Source organism: Stenotrophomonas geniculata ATCC 19374 = JCM 13324 (genome assembly GCF_001431625.1).
GTDB classification, from domain to species: Bacteria; Pseudomonadota; Gammaproteobacteria; order Xanthomonadales; family Xanthomonadaceae; genus Stenotrophomonas; species Stenotrophomonas geniculata.
Window position 1 is genome coordinate 1 of the sequence record NZ_LLXT01000113.1, and the last position, 15,133, is coordinate 15,133.

Genomic DNA, 15,133 nt, shown 5'->3' on the forward strand with positions numbered 1-15,133 from the left:
GCCGCGGCCAAGCCCCCAGGGGTGAGGGCGCTTTGCTTGCGAAGCACTGCTTCGCGAGCGCCTGAACGCACAGCCGCCAGCGGCTGGGCCGGTCTGGGGGTTTACGGCGTCCCCCGCAACCGGACCCACCCCGTCATCCCACCGAATGCCTGCTTCTGCTGTTGCTGTTGCTCCAGCTGTTGCTGCTGCCCTGGCTTCGGCAGGTGCAGGGCGCAGCCCTGCCGAATCCCATTACACTCCAGAGAGATTTCCCTGCTGGAGAGAGCAATGAAGCGAGTAGCACTGGGCCTGCTGGCCTTGTCAGTGTCGAGCGCACTGATGGCCGCCACCCCGAAATTCGACGGCGCGCGGATCTCCGCCGACGTCAAGGAACTGGCCTCCGACGCCTACGAAGGCCGCTCCCCGGCCACCGCCGGCGAAGAGAAGACCATCGCCTTCCTCAGCAAGCAGTTCGCCGATGCCGGCCTGCAGCCGGGCGGTGACCTCAAGGATGGCAAGCGCCTGTGGACCCAGGCCGTGCCGCTGCGCAAGGGCGACATCGTCGGCGCACCGCAGCTGGCGCTGCACCAGGGCGGCAAGACCCTGCCGCTGGAGCAGGGCAAGCAGATCGCCGTGCGCGCCGCCATGAACGGCGCCAGCAACGTCGATATCAGCAAGGCGCCGCTGGTGTTCCTCGGCTACGGCGTGAAGGCCCCGGAGCGCAACTGGGACGACTTCAAGGGCGTGGACCTGAAGGGCAAGATCGCCGTCGTGCTGATCAACGATCCGGACTTCGAGACCGGCCAGGGCGACTTCGACGGCAAGGGCATGACCTACTACGGCCGTTGGACCTACAAGTACGAAGAAGGTGCCCGCCAGGGCGCGCTGGGCGTGCTGATCGTGCACGAGACCGCACCGGCGTCGTACGGCTGGGCCACCGTGGCCGGCTCCAACACCAACACCATGTTCGACGTGGTGCGTGACAACCCGGCCGACAGCCACCCGCTGCTGGAAGGCTGGATCCAGCGCGACCTGGCCGTGGAGCTGTTCCGCTCGGCCGGGCAGGACTTCGAAGCGCTGAAGAAGAAGGCGCAGCAGCGCGACTTCACCCCGGTGCCGCTGACCGGCGCCAGCCTGGACGCGAAGTACGCGGTGAAGACCGAAGTGATCACCTCGCACAACGTGGCCGCGCGCCTGGAAGGCAGCCGCCACCCGGACGAGACCATCGTCTACAGCGCGCACTGGGACCACATCGGCGTGGGCGAGCCGGACGCGCGTGGCGACCGGATCTTCAATGGCGCACTGGACAACGCCAGTGGCACCGCATCGCTGATCGAACTGGCGCGCGGCTTCGCCAAGGGCAAGCGCCCCGAGCGCTCGGTGCTGTTCCTGGCGGTCACCGCCGAGGAAAAGGGCCTGCTGGGTTCGGAGTACTACGCCACCCATCCGCTGTACCCGCTGGAAAAGACCGTGGCGGTGATCAACATGGATGGCATGGCACCGTTCGGGCCGTCGCGTGATTTCGGCATCTACGGCGCCGCGCGCTTCGAGCTGCTGGATCAGCTGAAGGACGTGGCCAAGGGCTGGGACATCCGCTACACGCCGGACCCGAAGCCGGAAGCCGGTCTGTTCTTCCGCTCCGATCACTTCCCGTTCGCCAAGCGTGGCGTGCCGGCGCTGTCCTGGTCGGCCGGCCAGGACTGGGTGGATGGCGGCGTGGCCGCGGGCAAGAAGGCCTCCGAGGACTACACCGCCAAGCGTTACCACCAGCAGGGCGACGAATGGCAACCGGACTGGGTGTTCGCCGGTGCCGCCCGCGACCTGGAAGTGCTGTACACGCTGGGCAACCAGCTGGCCAATTCGCGCAGCTGGCCGAACTGGAGCAGGGACGAGTCGTTCCGCGCCGTGCGTGACGCCAGCGCCGACCAGCGCAAATAACGGCGTTCGGTAGTGCCGGCCGCTGGCCGGCATTGCCCTCGCCCGGAAACGCCGGGCCGTGCCCGGCGTTTCCGTAACGGCTTCCATCCCCGCTTTCGGGCCCTTCGTCGCAGCCCGCTTGTTTGCCCGGCGGGCCGCCCTATGCTCGGCTCACCCCCTTCCTCCAAGGCGCCGCCGTGTTTGCCAGCCTCTCTCTCCTGCTTCGTCACCTGCTGGCCTGGGCTGCGGCGCTGTTTGTCGCCGGCATGGTCTGGAGCGGCATCTTCAGCGGCATGAACGATGGCCCGGGCTGGATCTTCGGCCTGCTGGCGATGTTCCTGATGATTTCCGCGCTGGGCAGCGCGATTACCCATGTACGCCGAGTCTGGCTGGTCGCCGGTCGGCTGGATTCGACCACGCTCTCCGGCCGCCAGCGCCGCCAGGTAGAACTGCCGATGGATGCCGGCCAGGCATTCTCGGTGGTGGAAGCGGCCATCGCCGAACTGCCGCGCGTTGAAGACGTGGAAAGTTCGGCCGGCAGCCTGCAGGTACGGGCCTACGTGCGCCGCGTGGATGCCTGGAACGGCCGCCAGCCGTCGCGCTGGAATCTGCCGGCTCGGCTGGCGATCAAGCGCAACAGCGTGCTGGCGACGGTCACGCCGGGGCAGGGCACCAGTACCGTCACCCTGCTGTTTGAACCGGATGCCGGCTGGTGGGCCGACCTGCTGGCGCTGGATGAGGGCAGCAACTTCGAGAACGCCGAAGCGGTCACCCGCGCGATCAGCCGCCGTGTTGCCGACCAACGTCGCGACGAGCAGGCCGCGGCCGAGCAGACCCAGGTGGAAAAGGAACTGTCGGTGGCCCGGTTGAATCTGCTGCATGCGCAGGTGGAACCGCACTTCCTCTACAACACGCTGGCCAACGCGCAGGTGCTGACCCGCACCGACCCGGCACGTGCCGACCAGATGCTGGGCCACCTGATCCAGTACCTGCGCAGCTCGTTGCCACAGGTGGACGAATCGCTGTCCACGCTGGGCGTGGAGCTGGAGCGCACCCGTGCCTACCTGGAGATCCTGCGTATCCGCATGGGCGCACGGCTGGGGGTGGAGGTGCAGGTGCCGAACGAGCTGCACGGCGTGCAGCTGCCGGCGATGGCGCTGCAGACGCTGGTGGAGAACGCGATCAAGCATGGCCTGGAACCCAAGCCCGGCGGTGGCACGATCTGGATCCTGGCGCGTGGCTTCGATGACCATGTGACGGTGACGGTGGCCGATGATGGCCTCGGCTTCGGCCAGGGCACCAGCGGTACCGGCATCGGCCTGAAGAACCTGCGCGAGCGCCTGCGCCTGACCTGCGGTGAGCAGGCCGGCGTGGCGATCGTCGCCAACTTCCCCAGCGGCGTGGCCGCAACCATGACCCTGCCGCAGTCGAACAAGGAGCGCAGCCATGCCGCTTGAGGCGCTCATTGCCGAAGACGAGGAACTGCTGCGGCAGTCGCTGGTCGAGCAGCTGGGCCGGTTGTGGCCGGACCTGAAGCTGGTGGCCGAGTGCGAGGATGGCGCCAGTGCACTGGAGCAGCTGGCCGAGAAGCAGCCGGACATCGCCTTCCTCGACATTCGCATGCCCGGCATCAGTGGCATTGAAGTAGCCCGTTCGCTGTCCGAGCTGAGCCCGCGCACCCAGGTGGTGTTCGTCACCGCCTACGACCAGTACGCCATCGACGCGTTCGAGCAGGGCGCGATGGATTACCTGCTGAAGCCGGTCAGCGACGAGCGCCTGCTGGCCACCCGCGAACGCATTCTGTCGCGGCTGCCATCAACGCGCCAGGACGATGCCGTACTCGAGCGCCTGCTGCGGCGCCTGGGGCCATCGCAGGGTGCGGCAGAGCGCCCGCCATTGGCCTGGATCACCGCCAGCAACGGCCGCGAGACGCAGCTGATCATGCTGGAAGACGTGGCCTACTTCCGTGCCGACAACAAGTACACCACCGTGGTGACCGCTGCCGGCGAGAGCCTGTTGCGCACGCCGCTGCGCGAACTGCTGGAAGTGCTCGACCCGCAGCATTTCCGCCAGATCCATCGCTCGACCATCGTCAACATGAAGGCGGTGGCGGCGGTCAGCCGCGACGATACCGGGCGCGGCGTGCTGCGCCTGCGTGGGCGCACGGAGACGCTGGTGGTCAGCCAACCTTTCATGAGCCTGTTCCGCGGCATGTAGCCGCATCCTGGAGGCACCATGCGCCTGTTCCTGTTTGCCTGCATCGCTGCGTTGTCGTTGGCCGGCTGTGAGAAATCCAGCAATACCTCGATCACCCGCACCCGTGCCAACGGCGTGGACACGCTTTACAGCAAGGGCAGCGTGGTCGACGGCGAGGCACGGTTCCAGTGCATCGCCAGCAGTAGTGGCCAATGCCACTACCTGGTGCTGGACCCAGCGTGCAGTACCGACGCCGCGTGTGCGACGCCACCATTGCGCCGGTTTGCCGTGGCGGTGGGGAAGACCGAGGCGATGCGTGACCTGCCCAGCGGCTTCCACCAGTGCGTCAGCCAGGACCCGATAGAACAATGCCACCGTGAGTGATCACGGTGGCAGTGTGGGTCCCCCCGCTTCCCTGAAGGGTCAGTAGGCAGGCTGCAGTGTCAGGTCGTGGTGGTGCTCGTTCTCGCCCACATGGTTCAGGCGGCCGACCAGTTCGGAGTGCTGCTTCATGCGCCCGATCTCGGTCATGATGCGGATGTCCTCGTGGCGCAGCTCGCGTTTGGCGGTGACCGCCTGCTTGTAGTCCAGCACTTCCGGATAGTGCTCGGCCAGGTCAAGCGCCTCGGCCACGTGCTCGACGCTGTCGGCCTTGGAACTGATGCGGGCGCGGCTGTTGAACGCCTTCATCCAGCGCTCGAAGCCGGCCTGCTGATCGAACATGTTGGCCATGAACCAGATCACGAACAGGATCGACACCCACGAGCCGAACACGATCACCACGCGGGTGAAGGTGATATGGAAGTCGTCGCGCCACAGGTAGTTGGCGATCAGGCCCAGGATCAGCAGCGAGGCCGCCTGCCAGCCGACGATCGAGGCGATCAGCCACTGGCACTTGGCCTGGGCCAGCACAGCCACTTCATCGCGGATCTGCTGCTCGCTGAGGTTGCGCCAGTGCGCCACCTGTTTGTCGAACGGGCTGCTGTAGAGCTCGTTGTCGCGAAGCAGAATTCCCAAACCCTTGAACAAGGCAATCATGGCTGGCTCCTTGTGGAACGTGCGTCGATCAGCATTGGACGGTGTGGCGGATCCAGTTCTAGCACTTCCAGCGAGCCGTGCAATGGGGGCAATGCCAAGCGGCGCAAGGGTTTGACCGGTGGGAGTGAAAATTGATGCGATGCAGCATCGTAGTCACGACCTGCGACAGGATGTCGCAGGGTGAAACGTGCTGCGACCGCACATGAAACCGTCGCTGAGCGGGGAGGCTCGCCGCCGGAGGCGTGATCGCCGAGAATCGGAGCCAACCGCGCAAGACGCGACTGTTCTTCCGCCTCTCCTGGACCTGTGATGCCGGCTTTGCTGCAGCCACTCTCCCGCCCCGTCACGGCGCCGATCCGACGCTGGGTACTGGACGCCTTCCCGCGCGGCCAGAGTGGTATCGACTACGACCATCCGCAGGGCGATCCGGGCTGGTTCGGCCCGGACAGCGTCACCTGGCGGCTGCACGCCGAGTTCCCCTCGATGCTGGCCGGTGGCCTCTGCGCGCTGATGCTGCAGACCCTGCACCCGCGCGCGCTGGCCGGGGTCTATGACCACTCCAATTTCCGCCAGGACCTGGTGGGTCGGCTGCGCCGCACCACGGCCTTCGTTGCCGGCACCAGCTATGCGCCCAGCGGCGAGGTGGAGGCGCTGGTGGCCAGGGTGCGCCGCATCCATGCGCAGATCCGCGGCCAGACCGCGCAGGGCGAGCCCTACGCCGCCGACGATCCGCAGTTGCTGACCTGGGTGCACGTGACCGAAGCCTTCGGTTTCCTGCAGGGGTTCCGACGCTACGGGCGCGAGGTGCCGGCGCACATCGCCGACCGCTACTACGAGGAGTACCGCTGCGTGGCCGAGGCACTGGGCGCGGTGGATGTACCGCGCAGTGAGGCAGAAGTGGCGGCGTACTTCTGCGCGCGGCAACCGGAACTGCGCGTGGATGAGCGCTCGCGCGAAGTGCTGGAGGTCTTGTCCGGCGTGCGCCTGCCGGTACCGGTGCCGGGGCTGTCGCGCGAAGTGTTCCTGGGTGCAGGCGCGGCGCTGCTGCCGGACTGGGCCGAGGGCATGCTGGAACGCAATGGTCGCCAGCGTGCGCAGGCGGCAGCTTCAGCGAAGTTGATGCAGGGCATGGCGCCGCTGTTCCGCCACGCGCTGCCCGATGGCCTCGCCAGCCGCGCCTGCACGCGCATGGGCGTGCCGGTGAACGTCCTGCGCGAGTGGCCCGCGGTTGCCTGGTAGGTGCCAACCTTGGTTGGCACGCATTTCGCGCGGTGCCGTAGTGGCGCCAACCAAGGTTGGCATCTACCCGAGCGGATTCCGCGGTAGATCCACGCCGTGCGTGGATGCGCTTCACCCGGCCGACTTCAATCCACGCAACAGCATCTCCAGCGCCGCCGTCGCCTGCCGCAGGCGCGTGTCGCCATCTTCGCCGTCGGTGATCCAGAACGCGGCCTCGGCCAGGCTGCCGTAGATCAGCGACGCCAGCGCCTGCGCATCCACCGGCGCCACCACGCCCTGCGCAACCAGAAGTTCGATCAGGTGCTGCATCGAGTGCACGCAGTGGCGCTGCGATTCCGGTGAGGCGCCACCCAGCACCGCGCGCGCATCGCGCAGCACGATGCGCTGGATCTCCGGCTCCAGTGCCATCTCAAGATAGGCGCGACACCGCTGCACGAAACCCTCCCAGGCATCGTCGGCGCCGTCGCTGATCGCCTGCAGGCGCTGGTCGGTCTCGGCATCCAGCTGCGCGACCACCGCTGCCAGCAGGCCCTTCTTGTCGCCGAAGTGGTGGTACAGCGCGCCACGGGTTAGCCCGGCCTGGGCGGTCAGGTCGTCCATCGAGGTGGCGGCATAGCCATGCGTGCTGAACACCCGGCGGGCGGTGGTCAGCAGGGTGGCGCGGGTTTCTTCCATCTCGGCGCGGGTGCGACGAACCATCCGGAGCTCCTTACATACACAGTGCATGATTATTTACATACGGCGCGTATGAATGTAGCCTCTTATTCATACGCTCTGTATGTATTGTCGTGGCGCGCCGTGCGCCAGGCAAGTCGCTGCCCTGGAGATCCTGATGGCCACCCCCTATCGCGACCTGTTCGCGGCCCCCGGCACCGCCGGCCTCGCCCTGGCCGGGTTGCTGGCACGCCTGCCGCTGCCGATGACCGGTATCGGCATCATCACCCTGCTGTCCCAGCTGCGCGGCAGCTATGCACTGGCTGGTGCGGTGTCGGCCACGTTCGTGCTGACCTACGCGCTGCTGTCACCGCAGGTGTCGCGCTGGGTTGACCACCGGGGCCAGGGCAGGGTGCTGCCGTGGGCCACGGCGGCCAGTGCGGCGGGGCTGCTGTTGCTGCTCGCGTGCACGCTGCTGGCCGCGCCGGACTGGACGCTGTTCATTGCGGCGATGCTGGCCGGCTGCATGCCCAGCGTGTCGGCGATGGTGCGCGCGCGCTGGACCGCGATCCATCGCGGCCGCCCGCAGCTGCAGACCGCGTATTCGCTGGAGACCGTGTTCGACGAGGTGACCTTCATCGCCGGGCCACCGCTGTCGGTGGGATTGTCGGTTGCGGTGTGGCCGCAGGCGGGCGTGCTGGCGGCAGCATTGCTGCTGGTGATTGGAGTGGCCGCACTGGTAATGCAGCGTGGCACCGAGCCGCCGCTGCAGCACCGCGAAGGTGACGTACCCTCGCGTTCGTTGCTACGGCAGCCGGAGATCCGCTTGCTGGCGTTGCTGATGCTGGCGATGGGCGTGATTGTCGGCACCGTTGACATCACCAGCGTGGCGTTCGCCGAAGAGCGGGGCAAGCCGCTTGCCGCCAGCGCGGTGCTGTCGGCCTATGCGCTGGGCAGCTGCACAGCGGGCCTGCTGTTCGGTGCACTGAAGCTGCAGGCACCGTTGCCGCGCCTGTTGCTGGCCGGCGCAGCGGCCACCGCACTGACCACGTTGCCGTTGCTGTGGGTGGGCAACCTGCCTGCACTGGCCGTTGCCGTGCTGCTGGCCGGGGTGTTCTTCGCGCCGACGATGATCGTGGCGATGTCGCTGGTCGAACAGCACGTGCCCGAATCGCGCCTGACCGAGGGCATGACCTGGTTGCTGGCCGGATTGAACATCGGCGTGGCGCTGGGCGCGGCGCTGTCCGGACAGAGCGTTGATGCAGGGGGCGTGCGCAGCGGCTTTGTCGTTGCGCTGCTCGCAGGCGTTGCCGTGCTGCTGTTCGCCATGCTCGCGCAACGTGCACTGCGCCCGTCCGCCGCGTCCACATCCGCTGAAGGAATCATCCCGTGAGCGCTTCCTCGCCTGCGCACGCCGCGTCTGTGCCCCGCCATCCGTGGTGGGCAGTTTCCGCCGTCGGCCTCGCCACCTTCTCGGTGGTCACCACCGAAATGCTGCCGGTGGGCCTGCTGACCCCTATCGCCGAAGATCTCGGCGCGTCCACTGGTACCGCCGGTCTGATGATCTCGCTGCCGGCCCTGCTGGCGGCAGTGTTCGCACCGCTGGTGGTGATCGCAGCCGGTGGCATCGATCGCCGTCGCATCCTGTGCGCGCTGCTCGCGCTTCTGCTGGTCGCCAACCTTGCGTCGGCACTGGCACCGGGCATCGGCTGGCTGTTGGCCGCGCGCGTGCTGGTGGGGTTCTGCATGGGCGGCATCTGGGCCATCGCCGGTGGGCTGGCCGCGCGACTGGTGCCGGCTCACCGCACCGGCATGGCCACCTCGATCATCTTCGGTGGCGTGGCCGCCGCTTCGGTGCTGGGCGTGCCGCTGGGCGCGCTGATCGGGGATGCATTGGGCTGGCGCAGCGCGTTCGTGGCGATGGCGTTGTTCAGTGCGGCGGTGATGCTGCTGCATCTGCGGGTGGTGCCTGTATTGCCTGTCAGTACATCGGTGCGGCTGCGGCAGTTCGTGCAGCAGCTTGGCCAGCGCGACCTGCGGCGTGGCCTGTGGCTGACCGTGCTGCTGGTGTCCGGGCACTTCATCGCCTTCACCTATGTGCGGCCGCTGCTGACGTCCGTCTCCAGCGTGGATGCGTCGTGGATCGGTGCACTGCTGTTTGCCTACGGCCTGGCCGGCATCGCCGGCAACTTCATCACCGGGCCACTGGCAGCACGCCATCCACGTGGCACGGTGCTGGCGATCGCATCGGGCCTGCTGCTGACGCCGCTGTTGTTCCTGTGGGTGGGAAACACACCGTCCGCTGGCATCGCGGTGCTGCTGCTGTGGGGCCTGGCCTATGGCGGTGTATCGGTGGGCCTGATGAGCTGGATGTTGAAAGCGGCGCCGCAGGCCGTGGAGATCGCCACCGCGCTGTATGTGGGGGTGTTCAACACCGGCATCGCGCTCGGGGCGTGGGGCGGTGGACGGCTGCTGGATGGCATCGGGCTGCACGCCACGCTGTGGGCTGCGGCGATGTTGGCGGGGAGTGCGCTGCTGATGGTTGCCACCACCCGCAGGTAGATCCGCGCCGTGCCAACCAAGGTTGGCACCCACCGGAGCGGGGCATGTGCCAACCAAGGTTGGCACCCACCAGAGCCGCGGCATGTGCCGACCCAGGTTGGCCGCTACCGGGAAATGAAACGGGCGCCTTGTGGCGCCCGTTCCGGTCACATCACCACACCTTGACCCGCTTGTCCGGGGCCAGGTACAGCTTCTGGCCTTCCTTCACTTCAAACGCCGGGTACCAGGCGTCGATGTTGCGCACGGTGAGAGCGCGGAACTGGCCCGGTGCATGCACATCGGTCAGCAGCGAGTTGCGCAGCGCCTGTTCGCGGCTCTTGCTGCGCCACGCCTGGGCGAAGCCGAGGAAGAAGCGCTGGTCCGGGGTAAAGCCTTCCAGGGTCTGGCCCGGCTTGCCCTGCAGCGACAGCTGGTAGGCATCGTAGGCGGTGCCCAGGCCGGCCACGTCGGCGATGTTCTCGCCCAGGGTCAGCTTGCCGTTCACATGCACGCCCGGGAACGGCTCGTAGCTGCTGAACTGCGCGGCCAGCGCATCACCGGCGGCGTTGAACTGCTTCAGGTCCTCGGCGGTCCACCAGTTGTGCAGCTTGCCGGTTTCGTCGAACAGCGCGCCGGCGTTGTCGAAGCCGTGGCTGATCTCGTGGCCGATCACTGCGCCGATCGCACCGTAGTTCACCGCGTCGTCGGCGGCACCGTCGAAGAACGGCGGCTGCAGGATCGCGGCCGGGAACACCAGGCGGTTCTCCAGCGGCACGTTCATCGCGTTGATGGTCTGCGGCAGCATCGCCCACTCGCTGTGGTCGACTGCCTTGCCCAGCTTGGCGATGTTGCGCTGGTACTCGAACAGTTCGGCGCGCTGCGCATTGCCCAGCGCGTCATCACGGCGGATCTCCAGGCCAGTGTAATCACGCCACTTTTCCGGGTAGCCCATGCCCACGGTCAGGCCGGCCACCTTGGCCTTGGCGCTGGCCTTGGTCTGCGGCGACATCCACGCGAGCGCATCGATGCGCTTGGCGAAGGCGGCGATGATGTTCTTCGCCATCTCGTCCGCGCGTTCCTTGGTCCTGGCGTCGAAGTGCTTCTCGACGTAACGCTTGCCGATCGCTTCGCCGACGGCATGGTTGGCGTCGTCCACCGCACGCTTCCAGCGGTCGCTCTGCTGCGGCGTGCCGCTCAGCGCGGTGCCGTGGAAGGCGAAGCGGGCATCGGCGAACTTCTTCGGCAGGTAGGCAGCGGCGCGGTCCAGCGCGTGGAAGGCCAGGTAGTCCTTCCAGGCATCCAGCGGCTCGGTGGCGACCAGCTTGGACAGGCCGGCCACGGCCTTGGGCTGCCAGACGATGAAGTCCTGCTGCTTGCCCAGTGCGGCCGCGTCGAGGAAGGTGCTCCAGTCCATGCCCGGCGCCTTCGCATTGAAGTCGGCCTGGGTCCACGGATTGGCACCCTTGGTCACGTCATTGGTTTCTTCCTGGGTGGCGTGCGCCTGCGCGATCTTCGTTTCCAGCGCGAGAATGCGCTGTGCCTTGCCCGCCGGATCGGCGACGCCGGCCAGCTGCAGCATCTGTGCGATGTAGGCCTGGTACTGCTTGCGCAGCTCGGCCATGCGGCCACCGCCCAGGTAGAAGTCGCGGTCGGGCATGCCCAGGCCGCCCTGCACCAGGTACGGCGCGTTGCGGTCCGGCTGCAGCAGGTCCACCGACACCCACAGGCCGAACAGGCGGTCGGTGTAGAAGTTGGTCGCATTGAGCAGGTCGACGTCGGCACGCACGTCGCCGCCCAGGGCACGGGCCAGGCCGGCCTTGTCGGCGATCGCGTCGATCGCCTTCAGCTGCGGCTGTACCGGCGCAATGCCGTGCTGCTCGATGCCGGCCTCGTCCATGTAAGCAGCGTAGTAGTCGCCGATCAGCTTGTCGTCACCGCTGGCCTGGGTGTTGCCGGCGGCGCCCTCAAGAATGGCGCGGGTGTCGGCCAGGGTCTTCTCGGCAATGACGTTGAAGCTGCCGAAGCGCGAGCGGTCGGCCGGGATCTCGGTGTTCTTCACCCAGGTGCCGTTGGCGAAGCCGAAGAAGTCATCACCGGCGGCAATGCTGCGGTCCATGCCGCTGGCATCGAAGCCGAAGCTGCCCAGCATCGGCTTGGCCGCAGCGGGCGCAGCTTCGGCGGGCTTGGCGTTGCCAGCGGCCGGATCGGCCGGGCGGTCGCAGGCGGCCAGGGTCAGGCTGGCAACAATGGCCAGTGCCAGGGTGGGACGGCGCAGCTTGGACATGGACTTCTCTTGCAGCGGAAAACCCCAAGTCTAATCCGCTCCGCCCCGGCTGGCCCTCCCGTTGTGGCACCTGCCCTGTGCGGGATCTGGCTGAACGCGCGGAAGCGATCTTCACGCCGTCACCGGGGTGGTGCATGCTGGGCCCGGGAACCCTGCGCGGGCACGGGGAGGTGGCCATGCGGGGTGGGGTCAGGCGTCAAGAATGGCGTCCGCCGGCCGTTGAGGTCGGGGACGTGGAGGATTCGTTCGCGCATGAAGCCAGCCGACTGCACAAGGAAGACCAACCGATGCCCGCGCTGAAACGGGCGTTGGCCCGGCCGCTGCGCGCCATTACCTGGGGCGGGGTGTTGCTGGGCATTCTGTTGGTGGCCGGGTTGGCCACCATGCTGGCCAACGACCATCACCGCCGGCTGGAGGCCGCGCAGCGCCAGAGCCGTGCGCTGGCGGTGGGCAGCGAGCGCCTGCTGGCGCTGGAGTTGCGCAACCTGGAGCGGGCGATGTCCGGCATCGCCGCCGATGCCGTTGAAGTGTTCCGCAGTGTGCCCGCGCAGGCGCCGGCGCTGCTGGATGCCTCCATCGGCGGCGTGCTGCGCCGGCATGCCGAGCTGCACAGCATCGTGGTGCTGGACAGCTATGGCCGCGCCCTCACGGTCGGCAACGGGGACCTGAACCTGCCGCTATGGACCGATCCGCAGCGCCGCGGCCTGGGCAGTTCGCTGTACATCGGACCGCCGCAGCGCGCCAGCGACGGTGGCTGGGTGGTGCCGCTGGCGCTGCCGATGGCCGATGAACGCTGGCTGCTGGCGCGGCTGCGCTGTGGCGAACTGCAGCGCATCGTCGGCGGGCTCGATGTTGGCCCGAACGGACTGGTCTCGATCAGCGATGCCGAGGGCTACATGCTGGCCCGCGTACCCGATCCGCATGGCACGGTGGGCCGCCGCTATGACCTGCCGCGCCGCGACCTGCTCGGCAAGCAGGCGGTGGTCGAACTGGGCAGCATGCCGGGCGTCGTCGACGGCGTGCCGCGCATCATCACCATCAGCACGCTGGAACGCAGCCCGCTGGCGGTGCAGGTCGGCCTGGCCGACGAGGACGTGCTCGCGCCCTGGTGGCCCTACCTGCAGGCATCGGTGGCCATCGTACTGGCCTACATCGCGGTGTTGCTGGTGCTGCTGTATGCCGTGCGCCGCAGCACCCGCAGCCAGCAGGCAATGGCCGAGGAGCTGAAGACGGGTCACGCCGAGCTGCGCCTGGCCCATCAGGTCGGGCGCGTCTGCACCTGGTACGTGGACGAGGACGCTGCGCTGCTGCGCTGGTCGCCGCTGGCGCGCGAGATCTTCGGCGTGCAGACCGATGCGCTGCCGGTGGCCGATTTCTTCGCGCGCGTGCATCGTGATGACGCGGCGCGCCTGCAGCAGGCCTTCGACCAGGCCTTCGCCGGTGGCGCGGTGCTCGACCAGGTGTTCCGCCTGGTACTGCCCGGGGGCGCAGTGCGCTGGGTGGGCGCACGTGGGCAGCGGGTGGAGGTGGCCGACAGCGAGCGCCGCATGATCGGCGCGCTGACCGACCTCAGCGAGCGCTACCAGGCCCGCGAGCAGATGAGCGAGGTGGAACGCCGCTTCCGCCTGTTGTTCGACCGCAATCCGGCGCCGTTCTGGGTGTTCGATCCGGACACGCTGCGCTTCATCGAGGTCAACGATGCCGCCGTGCGCCAGTACGGCTACAGTCGCGAGGAGTTCCTGGCGATGAGCATCCTCGACATCCGCCCGCGCGAAGGTTGGGACGAGGTGAAGGGTGCGATCGCCAGAGCACGTGTCGGCGAACTGCAGGACGCTACCGTGCGCCTGCACCGGCGCAAGGATGGCAGCGTGTTCGAAGTGCGCGCGCACCTGTCCAAGCTCGATTTCGATGGCCAGCCGGCCTGCCTGGTGCTGGCCGAGGATGTGAGCGAACGGCTGGCCTACGAGCGCGACCTGGCCTATCAGGCACGGCACAACCCGGCCACCGGCCTGCTCAACGTGCGTGCGTTGACCGAACAGCTGGATGAGCAGGAACAGGGTTACACCATCGCCTTCGTGCAGCTGCGCGGCCTGCAGCTGGTGGCCGATACGCTGGGCCGCGAGATCGGCGATGCGGTGCTGCAGTCGATGGCGACCCGGCTCGGTGGCCTGGGCGCGCGCTGTGGCACGCTGGCCTTCCAGCCAGCCGAGGACTTCGTGCTGGCCATCGGTGCCGAGCACGATACCCTGCGCGTGCTGGACGACCTGCTGCAGATCGTGTCGGCGCCGATGCGCGGCAAGGATTCACTGCACCAGTTCGAGCCGCGTATCGGCGTGGCCGTGCACACCGCCGGTGACGGCCACAGCGCCGAGCAGGTGATCGGTATGGCTGCACAGGCCGCACACGCCGCGCGCGCCGAGGGCAACGTCGTGGTCTGGTTCGATGCGGCGGTGACCACACGGCTGGCCGACCGGCTGCGCCTGGCCGGGCGCATCCATGCCGCCATCGACAACGAATTCCAGCTCTATTTCCAGCCGATCCGGCATGCCAGCGATGGCACCCCGGCCGCCTTGGAGGCGCTGCTGCGCTGGCCGCAGGCCGACGGCAGCTTCATCCCGCCCAACGAGTTCATCCAGCTGTGCGAGGAGACCGGGCTGATCCTCGCGCTGGGCCGCTGGGTGATCCGCGCGGCGGCGAAAGCGCAGCGCCGGCTGGTCGAGGCCGGTTGGGGCGAGCTGCCGATCGCGGTCAATGTATCGGCGGTGCAGTTCTTCAACAGCGACCTGGTGGCCGAATTCACCCGTGCCCAGCAGGACTTCGGCCTGGCCCGCGGTGCCCTGCACGTGGAGCTGACCGAGAGCAGCCTGATGCGCAAGCCGGCGCAGGCGATGCAGACCATGCAGCGCCTGCACGAGCAGGGCATCAGCGTGTCGCTGGATGATTTCGGCACCGGCTATTCCAGCATGTCCTACCTGCAGCACCTGCCGCTGGACATCCTGAAGATCGACCGCAGCTTCGTCGCCGACGTGGAAACCAATCCGCGCAATGCCTCGATCTGCCGCGCGCTGTTGTCGCTGGGCCACAGCATGGGCCTGACCATCATCGCCGAGGGCGTGGAAACGCCGGGGCAGCTGGACTGGCTGGCGGCGCATGGCTGCGACCAGGTGCAGGGCTACCTGCTGGGGCGGCCGGCACCGCTCGAACGGATCATCGATGCGCTGGACGAAGTCGCTGCCTGAGCGGATCTCGGATTTGCCGGTCGCTGGCCGGCAAACACCAGACTCG

At 67.9% G+C, this 15,133-nt stretch carries 11 protein-coding genes; 8 read left to right on the forward strand and 3 right to left on the reverse strand.

Going from position 1 to position 15,133, the window contains the following annotated elements:
* Positions 1–267 precede the first annotated feature (267 nt).
* From ARC63_RS12990 to ARC63_RS13005, 4 genes are all read left to right on the forward strand, one after another.
* A complete protein-coding gene (locus ARC63_RS12990; protein WP_057503505.1) occupies positions 268–1,917 on the forward strand; it encodes a M28 family metallopeptidase in 1,650 nt (549 codons plus the stop codon).
* Positions 1,918–2,093: 176 nt separating this feature from the next.
* Complete coding sequence (locus tag ARC63_RS12995; RefSeq protein WP_043398922.1) at positions 2,094–3,353, forward strand: sensor histidine kinase; 1,260 nt, start codon at positions 2,094–2,096, stop codon at positions 3,351–3,353.
* Positions 3,343–4,113: a LytR/AlgR family response regulator transcription factor gene (locus ARC63_RS13000; protein WP_010484137.1), complete on the forward strand. Its 771-nt coding sequence runs from the start codon at positions 3,343–3,345 to the stop codon at positions 4,111–4,113. Before ARC63_RS12995 ends, ARC63_RS13000 begins: the two co-directional genes overlap by 11 nt.
* Before the next feature lie 18 nt (positions 4,114–4,131).
* Entirely contained in the window at positions 4,132–4,476 is a 345-nt protein-coding gene (locus ARC63_RS13005) for a hypothetical protein (RefSeq protein WP_057503506.1), read from the forward strand.
* A gap of 39 nt (positions 4,477–4,515) precedes the next feature.
* Here ARC63_RS13005 and ARC63_RS13010 read toward each other — a convergent pair whose 3' ends face one another.
* Positions 4,516–5,130, reverse strand: coding sequence for a hypothetical protein (locus ARC63_RS13010; protein ID WP_010484135.1), 615 nt, complete (start codon positions 5,128–5,130; stop codon positions 4,516–4,518).
* A gap of 309 nt (positions 5,131–5,439) precedes the next feature.
* Between ARC63_RS13010 and ARC63_RS13015 the strand changes: the two genes are divergently transcribed.
* Positions 5,440–6,369 carry an oxygenase MpaB family protein gene (locus tag ARC63_RS13015; RefSeq protein ID WP_057503507.1) on the forward strand — a complete coding sequence of 310 codons (930 nt, stop codon included), beginning with the start codon at positions 5,440–5,442 and terminating at the stop codon, positions 6,367–6,369.
* A 111-nt stretch (positions 6,370–6,480) separates the two neighbouring features.
* On the opposite strand, the gene ARC63_RS13020 is transcribed toward ARC63_RS13015, so the two are convergent.
* Positions 6,481–7,068 (reverse strand): TetR/AcrR family transcriptional regulator, encoded by a 588-nt coding sequence (locus tag ARC63_RS13020; RefSeq protein WP_057503508.1) that lies wholly within the window; start codon positions 7,066–7,068, stop codon positions 6,481–6,483.
* 133 nt (positions 7,069–7,201) lie between these two features.
* On the opposite strand from ARC63_RS13020, the gene ARC63_RS13025 reads away from it, so the two are divergent.
* Together ARC63_RS13025 and ARC63_RS13030 are read left to right on the forward strand one after the other, a co-directional pair.
* The gene (locus ARC63_RS13025) at positions 7,202–8,416 is read left to right on the forward strand and encodes an MFS transporter (RefSeq protein WP_057503509.1); all 1,215 of its coding nucleotides are present in this window, start codon (positions 7,202–7,204) and stop codon (positions 8,414–8,416) included.
* Positions 8,413–9,585 carry an MFS transporter gene (locus tag ARC63_RS13030; protein ID WP_057503510.1) on the forward strand — a complete coding sequence of 391 codons (1,173 nt, stop codon included), beginning with the start codon at positions 8,413–8,415 and terminating at the stop codon, positions 9,583–9,585. The genes ARC63_RS13025 and ARC63_RS13030 overlap by 4 nt, the downstream gene beginning before the upstream one ends.
* Positions 9,586–9,736: 151 nt before the next feature.
* On the opposite strand, the gene ARC63_RS13035 is transcribed toward ARC63_RS13030, so the two are convergent.
* Positions 9,737–11,848 carry a M13 family metallopeptidase gene (locus ARC63_RS13035; RefSeq protein WP_057503511.1) on the reverse strand — a complete coding sequence of 704 codons (2,112 nt, stop codon included), beginning with the start codon at positions 11,846–11,848 and terminating at the stop codon, positions 9,737–9,739.
* A gap of 176 nt (positions 11,849–12,024) precedes the next feature.
* Between ARC63_RS13035 and ARC63_RS13040 the strand changes: the two genes are divergently transcribed.
* The gene (locus ARC63_RS13040) at positions 12,025–15,087 is read left to right on the forward strand and encodes a bifunctional diguanylate cyclase/phosphodiesterase (protein ID WP_057503521.1); all 3,063 of its coding nucleotides are present in this window, start codon (positions 12,025–12,027) and stop codon (positions 15,085–15,087) included.
* Positions 15,088–15,133 lie beyond the last annotated feature (46 nt).